Source organism: Agathobaculum faecis, assembly GCF_014287995.1.
Classification (GTDB): Bacteria; Bacillota; Clostridia; order Oscillospirales; family Butyricicoccaceae; genus Agathobaculum; species Agathobaculum ammoniilyticum.
The window spans coordinates 1-16,630 of the sequence record NZ_JACOPL010000015.1 but is presented as its reverse complement, the minus strand read 5'-3'; the positions used below and the strand labels follow the sequence as shown (position 1 = coordinate 16,630).

28 protein-coding genes and 1 pseudogene are annotated in these 16,630 nt (G+C 46.2%); 20 read left to right on the top strand and 9 right to left on the bottom strand.

Going from position 1 to position 16,630, the window contains the following annotated elements; genetic code table 11:
- Positions 1-301: 301 nt before the first annotated feature.
- The 9 genes and pseudogenes from H8S45_RS13190 to H8S45_RS13155 form a co-directional block, all read right to left on the bottom strand.
- On the bottom strand, positions 302-2,224 hold the full coding sequence (locus tag H8S45_RS13190; RefSeq protein ID WP_186950220.1) for a UvrD-helicase domain-containing protein: 1,923 nt from the start codon (positions 2,222-2,224) through the stop codon (positions 302-304).
- The gene (locus H8S45_RS13185) at positions 2,221-4,065 is read right to left on the bottom strand and encodes an ATP-dependent nuclease (RefSeq protein ID WP_054327197.1); all 1,845 of its coding nucleotides are present in this window, start codon (positions 4,063-4,065) and stop codon (positions 2,221-2,223) included. The genes H8S45_RS13190 and H8S45_RS13185 overlap by 4 nt, the downstream gene beginning before the upstream one ends.
- A 58-nt stretch (positions 4,066-4,123) precedes the next feature.
- Complete coding sequence (locus tag H8S45_RS16920; RefSeq protein WP_161804734.1) at positions 4,124-4,321, bottom strand: type I restriction enzyme endonuclease domain-containing protein; 198 nt, start codon at positions 4,319-4,321, stop codon at positions 4,124-4,126.
- Between the two features lie 50 nt (positions 4,322-4,371).
- Positions 4,372-4,497, bottom strand: a pseudogene (locus tag H8S45_RS16915) (type I restriction enzyme endonuclease domain-containing protein); the annotation flags it as partial.
- Between the two features lie 714 nt (positions 4,498-5,211).
- Positions 5,212-6,252, bottom strand: a complete 1,041-nt coding sequence (locus H8S45_RS13175) for a site-specific integrase (RefSeq protein ID WP_186950218.1) — start codon at positions 6,250-6,252, stop codon at positions 5,212-5,214.
- Between the two features lie 106 nt (positions 6,253-6,358).
- The gene (locus tag H8S45_RS13170; protein ID WP_186950216.1) at positions 6,359-7,054 is read right to left on the bottom strand and encodes a stalk domain-containing protein; all 696 of its coding nucleotides are present in this window, start codon (positions 7,052-7,054) and stop codon (positions 6,359-6,361) included.
- A gap of 40 nt (positions 7,055-7,094) precedes the next feature.
- Positions 7,095-7,757 (bottom strand): hypothetical protein, encoded by a 663-nt coding sequence (locus tag H8S45_RS13165; RefSeq protein WP_186950214.1) that lies wholly within the window; start codon positions 7,755-7,757, stop codon positions 7,095-7,097.
- A gap of 46 nt (positions 7,758-7,803) precedes the next feature.
- Complete coding sequence (locus H8S45_RS13160; protein ID WP_186950212.1) at positions 7,804-8,226, bottom strand: ImmA/IrrE family metallo-endopeptidase; 423 nt, start codon at positions 8,224-8,226, stop codon at positions 7,804-7,806.
- Between the two features lie 6 nt (positions 8,227-8,232).
- The gene (locus tag H8S45_RS13155) at positions 8,233-8,652 is read right to left on the bottom strand and encodes a helix-turn-helix domain-containing protein (RefSeq protein ID WP_186950209.1); all 420 of its coding nucleotides are present in this window, start codon (positions 8,650-8,652) and stop codon (positions 8,233-8,235) included.
- A gap of 198 nt (positions 8,653-8,850) precedes the next feature.
- Between H8S45_RS13155 and H8S45_RS13150 the strand changes: the two genes are divergently transcribed.
- The 20 genes from H8S45_RS13150 to H8S45_RS13055 form a co-directional block, all read left to right on the top strand.
- Positions 8,851-9,057: a helix-turn-helix domain-containing protein gene (locus H8S45_RS13150; protein WP_186950207.1), complete on the top strand. Its 207-nt coding sequence runs from the start codon at positions 8,851-8,853 to the stop codon at positions 9,055-9,057.
- Between the two features lie 33 nt (positions 9,058-9,090).
- Positions 9,091-9,294, top strand: coding sequence for a hypothetical protein (locus H8S45_RS13145; RefSeq protein ID WP_186950205.1), 204 nt, complete (start codon positions 9,091-9,093; stop codon positions 9,292-9,294).
- Positions 9,285-9,716 carry a hypothetical protein gene (locus tag H8S45_RS13140; protein WP_186950203.1) on the top strand — a complete coding sequence of 144 codons (432 nt, stop codon included), beginning with the start codon at positions 9,285-9,287 and terminating at the stop codon, positions 9,714-9,716. The genes H8S45_RS13145 and H8S45_RS13140 overlap by 10 nt, the downstream gene beginning before the upstream one ends.
- Positions 9,717-9,849: 133 nt before the next feature.
- Positions 9,850-10,197 carry a helix-turn-helix domain-containing protein gene (locus H8S45_RS13135; RefSeq protein WP_186950201.1) on the top strand — a complete coding sequence of 116 codons (348 nt, stop codon included), beginning with the start codon at positions 9,850-9,852 and terminating at the stop codon, positions 10,195-10,197.
- 119 nt (positions 10,198-10,316) lie between these two features.
- Positions 10,317-10,487, top strand: coding sequence for a hypothetical protein (locus H8S45_RS13130; RefSeq protein ID WP_186950199.1), 171 nt, complete (start codon positions 10,317-10,319; stop codon positions 10,485-10,487).
- Complete coding sequence (locus H8S45_RS13125; protein WP_186950197.1) at positions 10,465-10,686, top strand: hypothetical protein; 222 nt, start codon at positions 10,465-10,467, stop codon at positions 10,684-10,686. Before H8S45_RS13130 ends, H8S45_RS13125 begins: the two co-directional genes overlap by 23 nt.
- Entirely contained in the window at positions 10,683-10,886 is a 204-nt protein-coding gene (locus H8S45_RS13120) for a hypothetical protein (RefSeq protein ID WP_186950195.1), read from the top strand. The genes H8S45_RS13125 and H8S45_RS13120 overlap by 4 nt, the downstream gene beginning before the upstream one ends.
- A complete protein-coding gene (locus H8S45_RS13115) occupies positions 10,883-11,029 on the top strand; it encodes a hypothetical protein (protein WP_153802399.1) in 147 nt (48 codons plus the stop codon). Before H8S45_RS13120 ends, H8S45_RS13115 begins: the two co-directional genes overlap by 4 nt.
- Positions 11,019-11,234 carry a helix-turn-helix transcriptional regulator gene (locus H8S45_RS13110; protein WP_186950193.1) on the top strand — a complete coding sequence of 72 codons (216 nt, stop codon included), beginning with the start codon at positions 11,019-11,021 and terminating at the stop codon, positions 11,232-11,234. Before H8S45_RS13115 ends, H8S45_RS13110 begins: the two co-directional genes overlap by 11 nt.
- Before the next feature lie 74 nt (positions 11,235-11,308).
- Complete coding sequence (locus H8S45_RS13105) at positions 11,309-11,524, top strand: hypothetical protein (RefSeq protein WP_186950191.1); 216 nt, start codon at positions 11,309-11,311, stop codon at positions 11,522-11,524.
- Complete coding sequence (locus H8S45_RS13100; RefSeq protein ID WP_186950189.1) at positions 11,525-12,151, top strand: ERF family protein; 627 nt, start codon at positions 11,525-11,527, stop codon at positions 12,149-12,151.
- Complete coding sequence (locus tag H8S45_RS13095) at positions 12,141-12,677, top strand: hypothetical protein (protein ID WP_186950187.1); 537 nt, start codon at positions 12,141-12,143, stop codon at positions 12,675-12,677. Before H8S45_RS13100 ends, H8S45_RS13095 begins: the two co-directional genes overlap by 11 nt.
- On the top strand, positions 12,674-12,985 hold the full coding sequence (locus tag H8S45_RS13090; RefSeq protein WP_186950185.1) for an HNH endonuclease: 312 nt from the start codon (positions 12,674-12,676) through the stop codon (positions 12,983-12,985). Before H8S45_RS13095 ends, H8S45_RS13090 begins: the two co-directional genes overlap by 4 nt.
- On the top strand, positions 12,979-13,380 hold the full coding sequence (locus H8S45_RS13085) for a single-stranded DNA-binding protein (RefSeq protein WP_186950183.1): 402 nt from the start codon (positions 12,979-12,981) through the stop codon (positions 13,378-13,380). The genes H8S45_RS13090 and H8S45_RS13085 overlap by 7 nt, the downstream gene beginning before the upstream one ends.
- 9 nt (positions 13,381-13,389) lie before the next feature.
- On the top strand, positions 13,390-13,668 hold the full coding sequence (locus H8S45_RS13080; protein ID WP_186950181.1) for a DNA gyrase: 279 nt from the start codon (positions 13,390-13,392) through the stop codon (positions 13,666-13,668).
- Positions 13,647-14,465: a hypothetical protein gene (locus H8S45_RS13075; RefSeq protein ID WP_186950179.1), complete on the top strand. Its 819-nt coding sequence runs from the start codon at positions 13,647-13,649 to the stop codon at positions 14,463-14,465. The genes H8S45_RS13080 and H8S45_RS13075 overlap by 22 nt, the downstream gene beginning before the upstream one ends.
- A complete protein-coding gene (locus tag H8S45_RS13070; RefSeq protein WP_330603200.1) occupies positions 14,458-14,829 on the top strand; it encodes a RusA family crossover junction endodeoxyribonuclease in 372 nt (123 codons plus the stop codon). Before H8S45_RS13075 ends, H8S45_RS13070 begins: the two co-directional genes overlap by 8 nt.
- Positions 14,819-15,601: a DNA-methyltransferase gene (locus H8S45_RS13065; RefSeq protein WP_390124445.1), complete on the top strand. Its 783-nt coding sequence runs from the start codon at positions 14,819-14,821 to the stop codon at positions 15,599-15,601. The genes H8S45_RS13070 and H8S45_RS13065 overlap by 11 nt, the downstream gene beginning before the upstream one ends.
- A gap of 2 nt (positions 15,602-15,603) precedes the next feature.
- Entirely contained in the window at positions 15,604-15,918 is a 315-nt protein-coding gene (locus H8S45_RS13060; protein WP_054328576.1) for a hypothetical protein, read from the top strand.
- Positions 15,899-16,630: radical SAM protein (locus tag H8S45_RS13055; protein WP_186950175.1), on the top strand; the 732-nt coding region annotated here is incomplete at its 3' end. The genes H8S45_RS13060 and H8S45_RS13055, both read left to right, overlap by 20 nt.

Here is a 16,630-nt window from a genome sequence, read left to right as displayed (position 1 = left end):
TCATAATATCACATTTTGATACACTTACACCAATTTTCACTAATGATGATACGAATAACTCAACTTGCATCACTTTTTAAATAACGAGTTCGCGTCCAGCTACTTAGATAGTCCTCCGTAGTCACCTGGGAGTATCACCAGCTTAGATTTATGAGCACTTTATAAAATTTTATTAAATGCACCATTTTTTCACAAGGCATAATATTGCGTAAGAAATACGCCAAAAATGTTACGCAAAAAATAATATTGGTACAAACCATAGAACACAGGTGATAGAATAATTACGGCAATAGCTCAGTGACTAAGGCGTATCATTGTTGAGCTTTGCTAAACCTAACTCCTCTAATTTGCGTCTTTGATCATCCGAAAGGTTTCCAACACCCCAGCATAATAAATAACGCGGACGTGTACAAGCAACATAACCTATTCTTCCCGATTCATCATCGGATTTTAACCAATTCTCCCAAAACCCCGTTTTACCACGGGCATCTGGCGAAGATAATAACAACACTGCATCAAATGTACCGCCCTTAACCGAATGGATCGTCTCAACACACAGTTGTTCTTCTTCAGGCAATACTATCTGGACCATTGGCTGTTTTGCAGTCCCCTTAGGGGTTCGGATTGTTATCACAGGCAGGTCTTGCCCTATGGTGTTAAGATGATGTGCGATGACACTAATAACTCTCTCTTTGTTCTTCGAATACCATGATCCGTAAGTCAACTCGTCCACGGTTGTCATCACAGGATCGGAGCATAGTTCAACAAGAATATTTCTAAGCAACAATCTCCAGGACACCACGTTCGGACATACCTCATCTGAGTAATAGTAGTTGTTGCTTTTTCCATGAAACCCCATCCATCTCTGCAGTTGATATGCAAGCAGACTTAAAGCTGTTTGACGCGCTACAGGCTCATTTTGTTGCCATAGCTGGATGGCGTTTATAATGGGATGCGTCTTGTGGTCATTCGAAGGGCCATGACTTAGCTTTTGCTTTGCAGTTTGCGTCCTAACAAGGACGACAGCATCATTGATTGGTATGTCAAATCTATTGAGCATATCGGTAAAAGCCATAATTGCATCTTTCTCGTCATCGTCATACTCCACATAGCAACAATCATAATTGCCACATTTACTCTCTACGGAGCCTGAAATCGAGTAGTCTATCCCACCCATCTTTCGAGAAAAATCAACGATTTTTTGTGTGCTTCTAAAGTTCTGACTTAGATGCATTGTTTCGAAATGGTGGGTCGTGAGATGGTCCAGAAACAACGCTGGACAAGAATCTTTGAAGGAATAAATCGCCTGATGCAAATCGCCAATGTAATGAACAGTTACGCCAGCAGTAATAAGGAGGGAAAGGATATTCAATTCGTTTGCCGATAAATCCTGACACTCATCAATCATAATTACAGGGAATTTTTTTGCAATGAAATGGCAAATGATTTCATCGCGAAGGCATCGATGAGCGATTAGATTCATATCGTCAAAATTGGCAAAACCATCATGCCAGAACTTTAATTTACATTCCTTTATCTGATCTTTCAGATAATTGAGTTGGAACAAATAGGGGGCATTTTTGCGCCGACGTATCTCTGCGATATACTGTTGACATTCTACCGAGTTATACATTTCAGTAAGACTTTTTGTCGATTCCCCTTGCGAAACAAACCAATCTTTACAGCTACCCTTATAATAAAGCTGACTAGCATAGATCGTTTGTTTGGGAAAAGGAAATTCTAGTCTATAGTTATTAAGCCACTGATTGCCATACGGGTTTGTATCAGAGTCTATGATTCTAAAAGATTTATCAGTTCTATCCCCTGGTATATCATAAAACTTGTAACCAAAGCGCTGCGCGATATGTCCGTGAACAAAACTGGAGAATGTGCCAATGAAATGATTGGAAGGAACAGGCTTGCCGTAAAATGAGGAAACCCGATCCGCGATAGTTGCGGTCGCCTCATTTGTAAAAGTTAAAACGGCAATTCCGGTTTGTCGGGATATCCACCTGCAAATCTCATAAGCCGCTTTTAGCCCCAATACTTCAGTTTTTCCGCTTCCCGCACAAGCCTCTAAATAGATGCACTGATCTATCGGAGAAAGGATATAGTCTAGCTGTTCGTCAGTTTTCTCCTCTATTCGCTCCTTTGCCTGTTGGGTAAATACCTTACCGGCAGACAGCACTTCAGTAAGTTCTTCAATTTTTTCGTCCCTTGTCACAATGATTTTCCTCCACAGGCCCAAAGAACGGCATTAGAGATATAGTCTGGTACTACAAAATCATCCGTGATTTTTTCGGCCAAAGCATAAGCAAACACACCTTTTCCAATCTTATTGCTTTCTATGTGCGCATAAATATATTTTGCATCTTTTACCAAAAGAGACAGATCTTCGTACTCGGTCTCTCTGCCAATAATTTCATCAAGTTCGGCACATACAGTTCCGCCAGACGTAGGCCAGATAGATTTTAGGACAGCAGCTAACACCTTGGGATTATATGTGGCAAGGTCATACTCAAATGTTTTCAATGGAGACACAAATAGCTTTGTCCATTCATTTTCATCAATTTCAGCTTTTGCTTCAACAATAGGGTTCTTGCTTTCTACCTCCGTATCTTTCTCAGGATAGATAACATTGTCAGAAGCATCTTTGCCGGGATCCCTATCTGTTAAACCGGAACAGAATATTGGGATATTGGGGCCGGAAGACCCCTGAAAATTTCCGAACAACTTCATGAAGTACTGAAAGTTGATGCCATTGATATTAATTACAGAAACACCCATCTCGTCGAGAGCCGAGGCCAAACGCAAAGATTCATCATGACTTTGGTTATATTTTTTCAAAACAATCTCTGCCAGCCTCGGCAATACGAGTGCTTCCGCAATCCCCTCGACCAATATAATTCCTCGTGAGAAAAGCATGGTGGACTTAGTAACATCCAGCCATCGGTTAATATAATTTACCGCATTCGTATCAGCAAATTCCTTCTGTCCTATCATTGTGGAGACAATCCGGTTTTCTTTCCCCACCAAATGAATCAACTTGTCTATCTTTACGGAAGATGCTAGTACCGGTGAATGCGTAGAAACGATCACTTGTGCATTGGGAAGTGTAGAAACCAGTGCTTCAAGATATTTGATAAACTTTACCTGCAACTGTGGATGAAGATGGGCCTCTGGTTCTTCAATGAGAAGAATCGTAAAGATATCAGAATCCTTAATCAACTCAAGTTCGGCAAATACCGTAGCAATATAGAGCAGGTTGTTATACCCTAGGCTGTTAGTAGCCAAATCTCTAAATTTTGCTATATCCGTTTCCCCAGTATGCGGAAAGAAAACCATGCGGATATTTTCTATAATCCGATTAAAGGTTGTTTCAGAAAATTGCAGATTTACGCTCTGACCAAGTTTCTCGCCTAATGCCTCCACAATTTTTCCGTTAATAGATGCCTTTACATCTTGAATCTCAGTGTACTTATCATCCTTATTCTGCACGATATTGTTGTTAAATTCGGCAACGCTATCCACAAGAGATCCCGTGTTATCCCCGTACTTCTTTTTAAGAAGCCATGTTAGTCGTGAGCGTCTGCCAGCAGAAAGTCTAGCTTCTGCATCGCGCAACGGCGGAAGGTAAATGCATTCAATCCTATCAAAAGTATCTTCTTCAAAAATGCTGGCCGTCGACTCTCCACCCCAGTATTTCCGTTTCATTGCGCCGGGCTTTGTTGGGTTCTCCGTAATACGAAGATGCAGGTGTGCATTAAAATCGGCATTGCACCAAGACAAAAAAGTGATTTTCTCGTCTTCGGTTAACTCGGTCAACAACGCATTGATCTCGATTGTATCTGCAGCATAAGATCTATCCAATGAACAATAGAAATCGTCCAGAGAGCAAGCATAATTTGATTCTGGTTCGCGGAAGAGGAGGCGAAGAGCATTGATAACGGCGGTCTTTCCGCAACCATTTTCTCCAAGCAACACATTTAATCCTTTGTTAAATGAAATATTGGATTTTTCATAAGTATTTTTATACCCTTGGATTGATAGTTCGGAAATATACATTTTACAGCCTCCTTATAGACGATGGCGCAGAAGCAAATATTGAAAGTCGTATTCGAAATTATTCTGCATATTGCTTGTAGTTCTCCACCGGCTTCATGATTTCATTATAGACAACATCAATGCTCTTCGGCGGGTATCCGTTTTTCTTTAGCAGCTTGGCAACATCAGCATGGAGCTCATCCTTAACATACTGACGATTCGTCCAGTCAGTGTACTTAGATTTGTTGCCAACAAGTATCTGAATCTCTTTAGCCAAGAAGATATAGGTATCTTCCGAAAGCTGCTCTTTAAAGCCATATTTTCGGCCACAGCAACGAGGATGTCATAGAAGGCTTTTTCCTCAAAGGTAATGCCGAAATCCTCAAACGACTGCTTTTCTTGCTTCAGGTCGGTAAAAGTCTTCTCCAATTCCTCACTCAGGTTATTTACCACGTCGTCGATGATATCTTCCACATCACTGATAGTATTCCGCGATCAATAACATTCTTGAGTTTTTTTAGAAAACTCAATTGATTATAACATAATGTTGTTTGACGTTTCAAACATATGTTAGCGCTAAAAAACTTTAAATAAAATAACTACATGTTACAAACAGACCCATTAGTCAACTGACAGGAACTTTTCCACATACTTCTCTTTCGTTGGAAGAGGATATATTGGGAAGCATTCTTTCCTCTTACTCCAATATGTAACAGGATCTCCAGCGATTCAAACACATAGTCCCACCTCCTTTCAATGATGACCTCGCTACCACAACTTCGCCCCAAAAGCGAAAGTATACTTATCCGGCATAGACGTAAGACCGATGGGGGACGCGTCAAAGTAATCCAGCATCTGCTGCCAGACGCTATAGATAGATTTAACACCCATCAATGATGATACAGTCCAAACTTCATAGTCCATACTCTGTTCATATCAATCCTATTTTTCTGCTTTTCTTCGAATACCTCTTTGCAACATACAAAAATCAGCAACGGCAGCAAGCATCATCGCTTGCTGCCGTTGTTGATTGTGACCGCAAATACGTTCCTAACAATGTGTATGGTTCGTACCTGCGCGTTATGGTGGAGCCGAGGGGAGTTGAACCCCTTGAAAGTTTAGGTATCATGCGGGTGTGCGGGGTGTCGTGTTGCATTTCGTGTTGCATCATCCTAAGAGTTGGTTAAAATAAGCATCTACCTTTTCGTCAACGGCTGCACGCTCGGCGCTGAATGTATGCTGATACACGTTTTGCAAAGTGGAATTTGTTGTCCATCCGCCGCGCTCCATAGCGTATTTTTCGGGGATTCCAAGCTGCAACATGATTGATGCGTTTAGGTGCCGCAGATCATGGAATCTAATATGGGGCAATCCGGCACATTCAATAGCATGCACAAAATGTTTATATATGACCTCGGCTGTCTGCTTTACGATGAAATCGTTAGGATCGCCGCTTCCGATCAATTTCTGGATATGTTCAGGTAGTTTGATTCTGCGGGTACTCCCATATGTTTTTGTTTGTTCTCTGGCAATATGCTCACCTTTTACTGTAAGAATTGTTCTGCGCACTGTTAATATTCCACGGGTAATGTCTTTGTATTTAATCCCGCGCACTTCTGACATACGCAGTGATAACCACATAGCGAGAAGTGCAGGCAATTCAACATCAGTACCTTTTATGGCATTAATAACTTCCTGAGCTGTAGGAAGTTCACGAACGACTTTTTTCTTTGCGGGTAATGTAACACGCAGAACCTTATCAGGAGCTTGCAGTTGTATGGCCGAAACGACCAACCCCCAAGCATTTGACACGCTTTTAGGGGAGATGTTTTTGGACAGACTATTTATATATGCCTGTGCATCGGAAGTATCGAATTTATCAATATCCATATCCTTAATTGGTTGAAGCCTGTTCCGCTGCACGTTTCGATACCCCTCTATGGTGGATGGGGAAAGGATGTTCTCTTTACTGTCTATGTATTGTTCTACAGCCTTGCCAATAGTGATACTCTTCGGTTTTGTCGGTTCTCCTTTGTGTTGCTTATAATCTAAAGCAGCTTGTATTGCCATAATTGGGTCAGGATTAGTAAATGATTTATATATGCGCTTTCCGTTTTCGTCCTTTCCGACATAAACCTGCACGCGCGCGCTTCCGGATGGCAGGATATGCGCGGTGATGCCTTTGCGTTTGACCGTTTTCTTTGTCATTGCTTTTTCCTCCTATTCCTGTTAGAATAAAAGGGTAGAATACACCGCAAAATGTTTCTACCCTTGTCCCGCTCATGGTGCCAGCCGTGGGCGGGATTTTTTATTTTTACCACATGGTTTGCATGAAAGAATCTACCGCTTTGACTGCTTTTTCGTTGATTACAATTTCGTTTCTTGCGCTGAATAATTTTGCCAAATCACTGGAGCTTTTGCTATTTGCAAAATTCCCAGCATATTCAAAGAACGAATTTGCGGTGTTTAGTTCGGATGTCAATTCAGACATGCAAAGGTCGATATCCTCGATATAGATATTTTGGTTATCTACTGCGGAACCGTACTTTTCCTTTGCGTCGTTCGCCGCCACAGTGGCATCGTCAGCAATGCTTTTCACGGTACTCATGAAGTCACTGCGGCTCATGTCGTTGGTGTTGTAAAGTTCACAGCATTGTAGCGTGTTTTCTACTGCCCATTGCAGCTTTCGACTTGCTTCACCGATGGAATATGCAGTATACATCGCTTCAACATCGTCCTGAAAAACGATTGCCGTTCCGCTTGCCGAATCGTATCCAACATATGCACCCATTTCCTCCGCGACTGCGCGGATGGGGACATAAGTTGTTCCGTCGTAGGTGAACGGTTTCACAGCTTTTCCGTTTACATCAGTTAATTGTGGAACCCTACCGTTAATTTCAAGGTTTACGTCGTAATTTACCGTAATGCTTTTTTGGTAGGCATTTGCGGCAAACGCTCCAGAAGTGAATACTGCCAACATCAGGATAATTGCGGATAGTCTCTTTTTCATGATTAGTCCTCCTTTATTTTATCAAAAGTAGTGTGCGATTTTAACTGGATTCCATAATATAGTCTGCATAAGGCTTGAGGATATTAGGGTATCTATTGTTAATTACATCTGATCGGAGTTGATCAAAAGGGGCAAATAGAATCCCATCGGTTTCTGTTTCCGGTATGCCAGCAAGCTGATAAGCATAATCACAATATGTCTGCACATAATTCCAAAAATCGTTTGAGGAACGCTCTTGCGCCTGATATTCTCGCAACCATACTGCTTTATAATCAATGATTCCGGTGAGAAAACGATCCATTTCAGCAGTCCATGAATACGGAGGCGTAGCAGAAGCGACAAATTCGTCAATTTCTTTCTTTGCATACTCTTTCGCTGACGCATTCAATATTTTTGCAATAAATCCCTTGTCATATAATATTTTGGATGACTTTCTAACCCGTTCCATATCGGAATCAGGGATAAAACTGTCTAAGTGGCACAAAACAGATTGATATTGCTCAAACTCTTCTTGTGTTCGGGTGTTGAATAAGATAGTGTGTGCAAAGAACAGCTTGAAAGCGTTCACGATTGTTTTCTTGTCAAAATCATTTCCATAATCTGAATAGGGTCTAAAAATCATATCATATTTAGTAGCCTTATGGTTTGCCAAGGCACCGCCATATCTGACATGGACAATAATGTGCGCATCAAGAAAATTCATGCTATAGCCTCGCCTCATTACAGTTGTTTTATAGATCGGGCTTTTTCTATTTCAGCAATCGAGCTTCGACGCACGGCTTCGGAATAGAAAGCTCGTTGCTGATCTGGTCTATCGTAAGTCCGCAGTATGCCAAATCCACAAGCTCGCTGTCGTCCACGAGCAGACATGATGCAAACAGGTTTGCTTCGCGCTCGTACTTACTGCCGACCATAAAGGTTCTGGAATCCATAAATATACGGTTTGCGCCGCGATGCAAAAGGGAATGACCCAGTTCATGAGCGCATACAAATCGAGCATCTTCATAAGAAAGCGATTCATCTAAATAGATAATATGATTTCGCTTCATGTACTGGTAGAAACCACGAACATTATATAATGGGCAAGAAATTATGATATAACCAAGATCGGAAGCGATTTGGAAAGGGGCTCGTGTTTGATGTTTTTTGATAAGACGATCTACGACAAGCAAATACAATCATCCCTTTCGATATTTTTTGGGAGTATATTTTTCCTTGTTCTTTATTTTTGCAGCTTTAAGCCCAAGCTCTATGGCATTCATGATGGAATCGCGCGCTTCGTCGCTCATAGGGTCTCCATCAAACATAATTGTATCTTCGCTTTCCAACGCCTGCCGTATCCGCTCTAAATCACGGGCAATATCACGCTCATCCTTTGCAGTAAGGGGGGGCGTTTCTTTTTGCGTATCGCCGTATAATTCGCTCATAGATACGTTGAAATAACTACACAACTTTTCTGCAAGTTGCCCCGTGGGCTTGGATTCTGTATGGTTCTTCCAATAAGTCACAGTGGACTTGTTGATGCCAGATTCTTGCGCCGCTTTGCTGGGGGAAACTCCATGCATACTGCATAGCTCAACAAACCTGTCGTAAAACACAAAAACACCCTTTCTTAATTGTGCAAAACAGACAAGTTTGAAAATTCCAACACAAGTTATTGACAAGTTGAAACAACTATACTAAAATATAAACAGTGGTTGAAAAGTTCAAACTCTTGTTTCTTATTTGGTGGTACTTATAAGATAGCACATCGGTTTGAATTTTTCAACTACAAAAACGGAAGGAGTTGAAAAAAGTTGCCTAAAGAATGGACGGGAAATTTAGTAGGTTTGATGCATGTCCATAAAATTACCAACAAAATGTTGGGTGATGAAATGGGTGTCACAGATCGTTATGTCAGCATGGTTCTCAACGGACACCGAGAGCCGCCAGATGCAGAAACGAGATTCACAGAGGCGGTGAATGCCCTGATTTCTGAACAAGACCAGCATAGCACAACATAAGTCCAATAAACAGGACAGGAGGAAAAACAAACCATGAATTTACAGAAAATATCAAACAGCGCATTCCGCATTATTGACCTGTGCCGTCAGATCGCATCAGGCGAATACAGCGAAAAAGGCGAAGCGCGCAGGAAACGCGAGATCGTGCGGCTGATTGAGCAGATGCAGATTGAAGCAGAAGCGGACGAGCGGGCGCAGGACTATCTGGATGAAAAGGAAAGGCAGGGATGGGATTAATGACAGCCCGTGATGTAAGCCAGATTATTGATGTGCTATCGGACAAGCTTGGCACTACGGCAGATCAGATATTTTCAGTTCTAACAGCACAAGCAAAGATTTATGCAATCAAAGGCGCATTCTTTTGTATCGCATATCTGGCTTTCATTATTCTAACCGCCGTATTTGTTCATCGATTCTTCTTGAAAAAATCGTGTGAGATTAAGCAATATGGCGGCGCTAAACGAGTTACAGTTTTTTCAAAACTAGCAGATAATGAAGAGACCGGAGCATGTGCGGCGCTTTCTGTGATAGGTGTTTTGCTTGTTGCCATATCTTTTGTGATGGTGGTTGTAATAGATTCTATTGCAAGCAACATAATCAACGCGATATTTAACCCCGAATTTTGGGCGCTGGACTATCTTTTAGAAAACTTTATATAGCATAAAAATGCCTCGCCTGAAAGCGCTTTTACATCAAACAATGGCGCGTAACCCGTCCGAATCAGTATAGGACAGTGTAAAACAACGAGAATCGTTGAAATTATCATGATAGTCAAATGGTCAGGAGCATGAAATGACGATCGACGAAAAAGTAGAGGCATTCCGAATGCGTCTTGAAGGAAACACAATACAGGAAATTGCAAATCGTTTTGGTGTATCAAAGCAATACATTTCCGAGGAGTTGCGAACTGAGAGAATAAGGAGTAACGAAAAGATTGTAAATGCATGCATTTATCCAAATATAAGAAAATTCCTTGTTCGAGAACGATTAACATGTCGTGACTTTTCTAACGAATTTGGGATTTCCTATGCAACACTTTACAACATATTAACAGGGAAAGCAGAACCTCGAAAGAAAACCATCGACCGAATACTTAAATGTACCGGTCTTACGTACGAAGAGGCGTTTTCCAAAGATTAAAAATGCCCCGCCGGATGCTGGAACATCCGACAGGGCGTGACACCACGTATTGCGGCTACGAGGTATCGAGGACATTATACCATATCCTCCTACCTCTGGCAAGGAATGGAGGATATTTTGTGAAATCAGAAAAAACAAACGAAGAAAAGGCATTAAATGATTATGCGAGCAATGCGCGGCGCAACGTACTGGAATTTAAGAAAATTGTTGCGGCATTCTGCGGCATAGACGAAGCAGATGTAAAGATTAACGTGGAGGTGAAAAGGAATGAACCAGAAGAAATGCGTTAAGCTGAAAGGCGTTATTGCCAAGCATGCGGTTATGGAGGGTGCGGAAACCAAAAAGGCGCAGGCCGAACGGGCGCTGATCGACAGGGCGTGCTATGCACGGCGCATGGACAATCCAGGGCTGTTCACGCTTGACGAGCTGGAACGGCTGGCGCACGCGCTGCGAATCCCGTGGAGTGAGATTGCGGAGGCGCTGACATGAAACTGTACAAGCTGTTCAGCGGACTGTGCCTTGCCAGTGCATTCATAGCGGCGTGCGGTCAAGACAGTTTCCCAGTTGGTCTGCTCGGCGCGCTATGCGTTTGCAGCGTTATTTGCGGGCTGGCAGGCTGGTACCTGATGGAGAAGCACGCCCAACAGGAGGCGCAGCACGAGATAAACGAAAGGAGGAAGGGCGCGTGAATTTCGAGAAAATGCGTGAGCTGAGACGCAAAACAAAGGAAAATGCAGAGACGTTCCACTCGATCGCGGACAACCAGAAGCCGGACCCGAAATACTTACAGCCGCTTGCGCGAAAGATTACGGTGATGGGAAATGTACGGTAGCAAATACAAGATCATCTATCCCGCGCTTGAAGCGTGGATGCGGGCGAACCGCGTTTCCATCAGCCGGCTGGCTGAGATGTCAGGTGTAAGTGAAACGACAATGCAGAACTATGCATACGGCCGGCACGACCCGCGCCTGTCACTTTGCAGGCGGCTGGTAGAGCTGACAGGGATACCGTTTGAAGAACTGTTCAATGAAAAGTAAAAGCCGCTCCCCAGCGCCAACTGGGAAAGCGGCAAAGACAATAACACACTTATAGAATAACACGAGGAACGAAAATGTCAAGAGATACATTAACCGGCTGTCCGGAAAGACGGCTGGAACCGATGGAGCGCAAAGACCAGAATCGAATTAACTATCTGCGCGATTTGTCGGATGCGGAATTTGAAATAAAGTCGTTTCTGGATGATTACAAGACGCTGTTTCCGGAAGAGATAAAGTCGTTCCTGATAGATATTCGCTTTCGGGTGCAGGATGAAATGGAGGAAGGTTGAATGAATCTTTTTGAAAAGATGGCGGCAGTAATGCGGGATGTACAGTATCTTGCTAAAGATGATCATGTGGAGTTTAAGACTACCAAATATAAAGCGATCAGCGAGGAGAAGGTGACAGGCACGATGCGCAAGGCGCTGCTTGACCACGGGCTTGTCGTATTCCCTGTCCGGCAGACACGGGAGCGCGTCGGCACGATCACATCGGTCGATGTGACCTACCGGCTGCAGAATATCGAGGACCCGAACGACTACATAGAAATCGTGTCCAGCGGGGACGGAGCGGATACGCAGGATAAGGGTGCGGGAAAGGCGATGACCTACGCTTTTAAGTATATGTTCCTGCGTACATTTGCGATACCGACCGGCGAGGATCCTGATAAGATCAGCAGCGCGGAACTGGATGCACAGGAAAAGGAGGAATTTGTCGGAGCGGTCGAGATTGAGACACTGAAAAAGGTTGCTAAAGCGTTGGGCGCGGACACGAAGAGCGAATTTAAGCAGTTATGCGGTTTCAGCGTTGATAATATCGGAAACCTTACGAAAACCGCTTGGGGCGTATTGATGGTAGACCTCAATAAGAAAATGGACGAGGAAGCGCACAAGAGGGCGATGCAGGATGACGCATGAATTTGACCGCGCCCGCGTGATGCGGGACGGTGACGGGAACTGGCTGTGCTTGCATATCAAAAACGCGCCGATGGCGCGGAATGAGTGCGGGCAGATGCAGCAGGGCAAGGCGTATCAGGCAGAGATCAGGCGTAAGTACAACCGCAGGACAGGAAGAGCAAACGCCTATGCATGGGAACTGATGGGCAGGTTGGCCGCTGTGGTGGGAGTACCGCGCGAGATGGTCTACAGGGGTTATATACCTGATGTGGGCGACAACTTCCGCGTCGTGCCCTACGCAAATGAGCAGCAGAAAGAGCTGATCGCGGACCTCTGGCGCGCGCAGGGGCTTGGCTGGGTGGTACAGGAGGCCGGAAGCGGGATGCTGCTTTGCTATTACGGCAGCAGCACCTACGACACGCGGCAGATGGGGCGGTTGATCGACCTGATCGTGCAGGACTGCAGGGAGCAGGGTATCGAGACTGCGCCGCCGGGCGATATCCTGCGATGGATAAACGACTGGAAGCCGGAGGCGAGAGCGGTATGAGACGTGAAACACGGTTTACATCGGTACAGCCCGCGACATGGAAGCGGGTATATGAGCGCGACAATAAGCGCTGCGTGCTTTGCGGGACGGCCGGCACATTACAAGCCGCCCATTTCGTTCCGCGCTCCCACGGCGGCTTAGGACGGGAAATGAACCTTGTTATGCTGTGCGCGGACTGCCACCGGCGATTTGACCAGAGTGTAGAGCGGGAGGAAATACGCGGGGAGCTGCGGGAATACCTGCAAGGGCTGTATCCGGATTGGAACGAGGCTGATTTGAAATATCGAAAGGATTTGGACAGATGTTGAATTGCATTATCATTCAAGGCCGGTTAAAGGATGATGTGGAGCTGCGCTACACGCAGAGCAACACGGCGGTATGCAGTGCGGTATTGGCTGTGCAGCGCAGCCGGAAAGCATCAAACGGCGAATATCCGGTAGACTGGATAGACGTGGTGTTCTGGGGGAAGACGGCAGAGCATGTACAACAATGGTTCCATAAGGGCGATATGGCGGTCGTGCGCGGCCGGCTGGAAAGCCGCGACTGGGAGGACAGGAACGGCAACAGGCGGCGTTCATGGGAAGTGCAGGCAGAGAGCATCGACTTTGCCGGCGGGAGCAAAAAGGACGCTGCACAAAAGCAGGCACCGAACGCCGATTCGGACTTCTGCGAGCCGGAGGACGACGGGGATGTACCCTTTTGAGGTGGCAGCATGAGCATTACAGAGGAGACGCGCCGCGAGGGGCATGAAGCAATAGACAAGGCAAAGCGGCAGGCAATGATACTGGGCTGCCTGCACGGCCGGCAGATGACCGCGCGGCAGATCGCGTATGAGCTGGGCTTTTCAGATCTGAACGCGGTAAAACCAAGGCTCACCGAACTGCGCAAGGCGGGCAGGGTAAAGGCGGTGGGCAAACAGAAAGACCCGCTCACGGGCGTTTCCGTGGCGGTGTATGAGGTGGTGGAAAGGTGCTGGAAAACGGTTACATAAAGCTGCACCGTTCGCTTGCGAATTGGCGGTGGTACAAAGAGCCGAAAACCCTCCTGCTTTGGATTAACCTTTTGCTGAATGCGAACTATGAGCCGCGCGATATGGGAGACAAGACGATAGAGCGTGGCCAGATCGCAACCTCCCTTGCCGGTTTGGCAGAGCAGACCGGCCTTAGCGTGAAAGAGGTTCGGACGAGCCTGGACCGGCTGAAAAAAACCGGAGAGATCGCTGTTTGGAGCAACCGGCACATGACCGTTATCACCGTCAACGAATACGAACGGTATCAATCGGACGGGGCAAACCAAGGGCAGACCGAGGGCAAACAAATGGCAGACCAAGGACAGACAGAGGACAGACCGCGGGCAGACAGCGGGCAGACCGAGGGCAATCAAAGGGCAACAATGAAAGAAAGAAAAGAAAGAGAAGAAAGCAAGAAAGCTAAGAAAGAGGGCGCGCCCGAACTCTCCGAACGCTTTTCGGAGCCTGTTGTCGAAACCGTCCGTGAATGGCTGGCGTATAAGCAGGAGCGCCGCGAGGCGTATAAGCCGGTCGGCCTGAAAAGCCTGCTTGCGGAGATAGAGAACCAGATCGGGGCGCACGGCGAACGGGCGGTGTGCGATGTGATACGCCTGAGCATGGCAAACAACTGGCGCGGGATCGTCTGGGACAGGATCGAGAGCGGCGGCAGGAAGCCCACGGCACAGGGGATAACCGGACAGCAGTTGTCAGAATGGGAAACGCAGTGGCGCGATCGGGTGAAGCAGCAGCTTGAGGCAAGGAGGGGCGCAGGTGGTTAAATTCACGATACGCGGCACGCTGCCGGGGCTGAATGAACTGATCGAAGCGGAGCGCAGCCACAGGCAGATGGGCGCGAAGCTGAAAAAGCAGTGCGAGGCCGTCGTGCTGCATGCGGCAAGGAGCCTCGGGAAGTGGAGGGCGGACGGTCCGGTACGCATGGTTTACCGCTGGTATGAGCCGAACCGCCGGCGGGACAAGGACAATGTGTGCGCGTTCGGCCGAAAGGTGATACAGGACGCGCTCGTCAGGGGGAAATACCTGCGGAACGATGGGTGGAAAGAGATCGCGGGGTTTGAGGATGTGTTCGAGGTGGACGCGAAACGCCCACGAATCGAAGTGGAGATATATGAAGATGAAAACTGAGATATACAATGACAATTTCCAGAACTACAAGCGGTACGGCATCCCGAAAGCGCAGCTTGTGATTGCGGATATCCCGTATAATCTTGGAGTGAATGCCTATGCATCTAGCACGGAATGGTACATAGACGGAGACAACCGCAATGGCGAGAGCAGCAAGGCGGGCAAGGCGTTTTTCAACACGGACATAAATTTCAACATTGCGGAATATATGCATTTCTGCAATCGGCTGCTCAAGAAAGAACCGAAAGAGAAAGGCAAAGCGCCGGCCATGATCGTGTTTTGCGCGTTTGACCAGATGCAGACCGTTATCGGTTATGGGAAAAAGTACGGTTTCGTGCATAGTTACCCGTTGTTTTTCATCAAGAACTATTCCGCACAAGTATTAAAGGCAAACATGAAAATTGTAGGTGCGACAGAGCACGCGGTAGTGCTGTACAGGGACAAGCTGCCCAAGTTCAATAACGACGGGAAAATGGTTTTCAATTGGTTCTGGTGGGAGAAAGACGGTAAGTACATTCCGAAAATCCATCCAACGCAAAAGCCGGTGAAAGTGTTGAAAAGGCTGATAGAGATTTTTACCGATCCTGGCGACGTTGTAATTGATCCATGTGCGGGAAGCGGTGCAACGCTGCGGGCTGCGGCAGAGCTTGGGCGAAACAGCTACGGGTTTGAGATATCCAGGGATTTTTACTGTGCGGCGGTGGATAAGATGCTCAAGCCGCAGAGGGATGAAAGCCAGATCGGATTTGAAGATGTTTTGATGGAGGCTTAGAAATGACGCGGGAAGAAGCGATTAAATTTGCAGAACACGCCGTGAATATGACCGGCATATCAGAGGTCAAAGAGTTTTACAGGATGGCTGCTGCCGCCCTCACCCCGCCCACGCAGGAGCAGGTAAATAAGGCGTGGAGAGGGGAGTGGGAAGATATGAGAGAGGCTTACAACGATGTGCCAAAGCGGAGATGTTCGCGTTGTAAAAGAGTGTTTATTGGGCCTGATACACCGTTCTGCGAGGCTTGCGGCGCACCCATGACGGACGAGGCTGTGGAGATGGTGATGGAGGCGCTATTTGAAAGTCGGGCTGATTGATGTAGACGGCCATAACTGGCCGAATCTCGCGCTGATGAAAATATCCGCATATCACAAATCTATTGGTGATCATGTAGAATGGTGGGACGGTTTTGTGCAGTACGACCGTGTATATATGTCCCGCGTCTTTGATGATACCTATTCGGAGGACAAACCGGAGCCTTGTAATGCTGCGGAGATTATTAAAGGCGGCACGGGATATGGCCTGGATAACCGCCTGCCGGACGAAATCGAACATATCATGCCGGACTACGGCCTGTATCATTGGATGCCGCAGGATATCGCCTATGGGTTTCTGACGCGCGGATGCCCACGGGGCTGTCATTTCTGCATTGTAGCAGAAAAAGAGGGGCGGGGATCGAGAAAGGTTGCAGATTTAAGCGAGTTTTGGAGTGGGCAGAAAAAAATTAAACTGCTTGACCCTAATTTGTTATCCTGTCCCGATCACATGGAGCTGCTGGAACAGCTTGTGCAGAGCGGCGCATGGGTGGACTTTACGCAGGGTCTGGACGCACGGATTTTGACTGAGCAAAACATACAGAAGATAAACCACGTCAAACTGGCAGAAATACACTTTGCGTGGGATTACATGAAAGAAAGCGATGCTGTACTGCGCGGTTTGCACCTGTATGCAAAACTGGCGAACCGCCGTCCGCATGGAAAATTCGGGACGGTCTATTGCTTGACAAACTATGATACCACGATGCAAGAA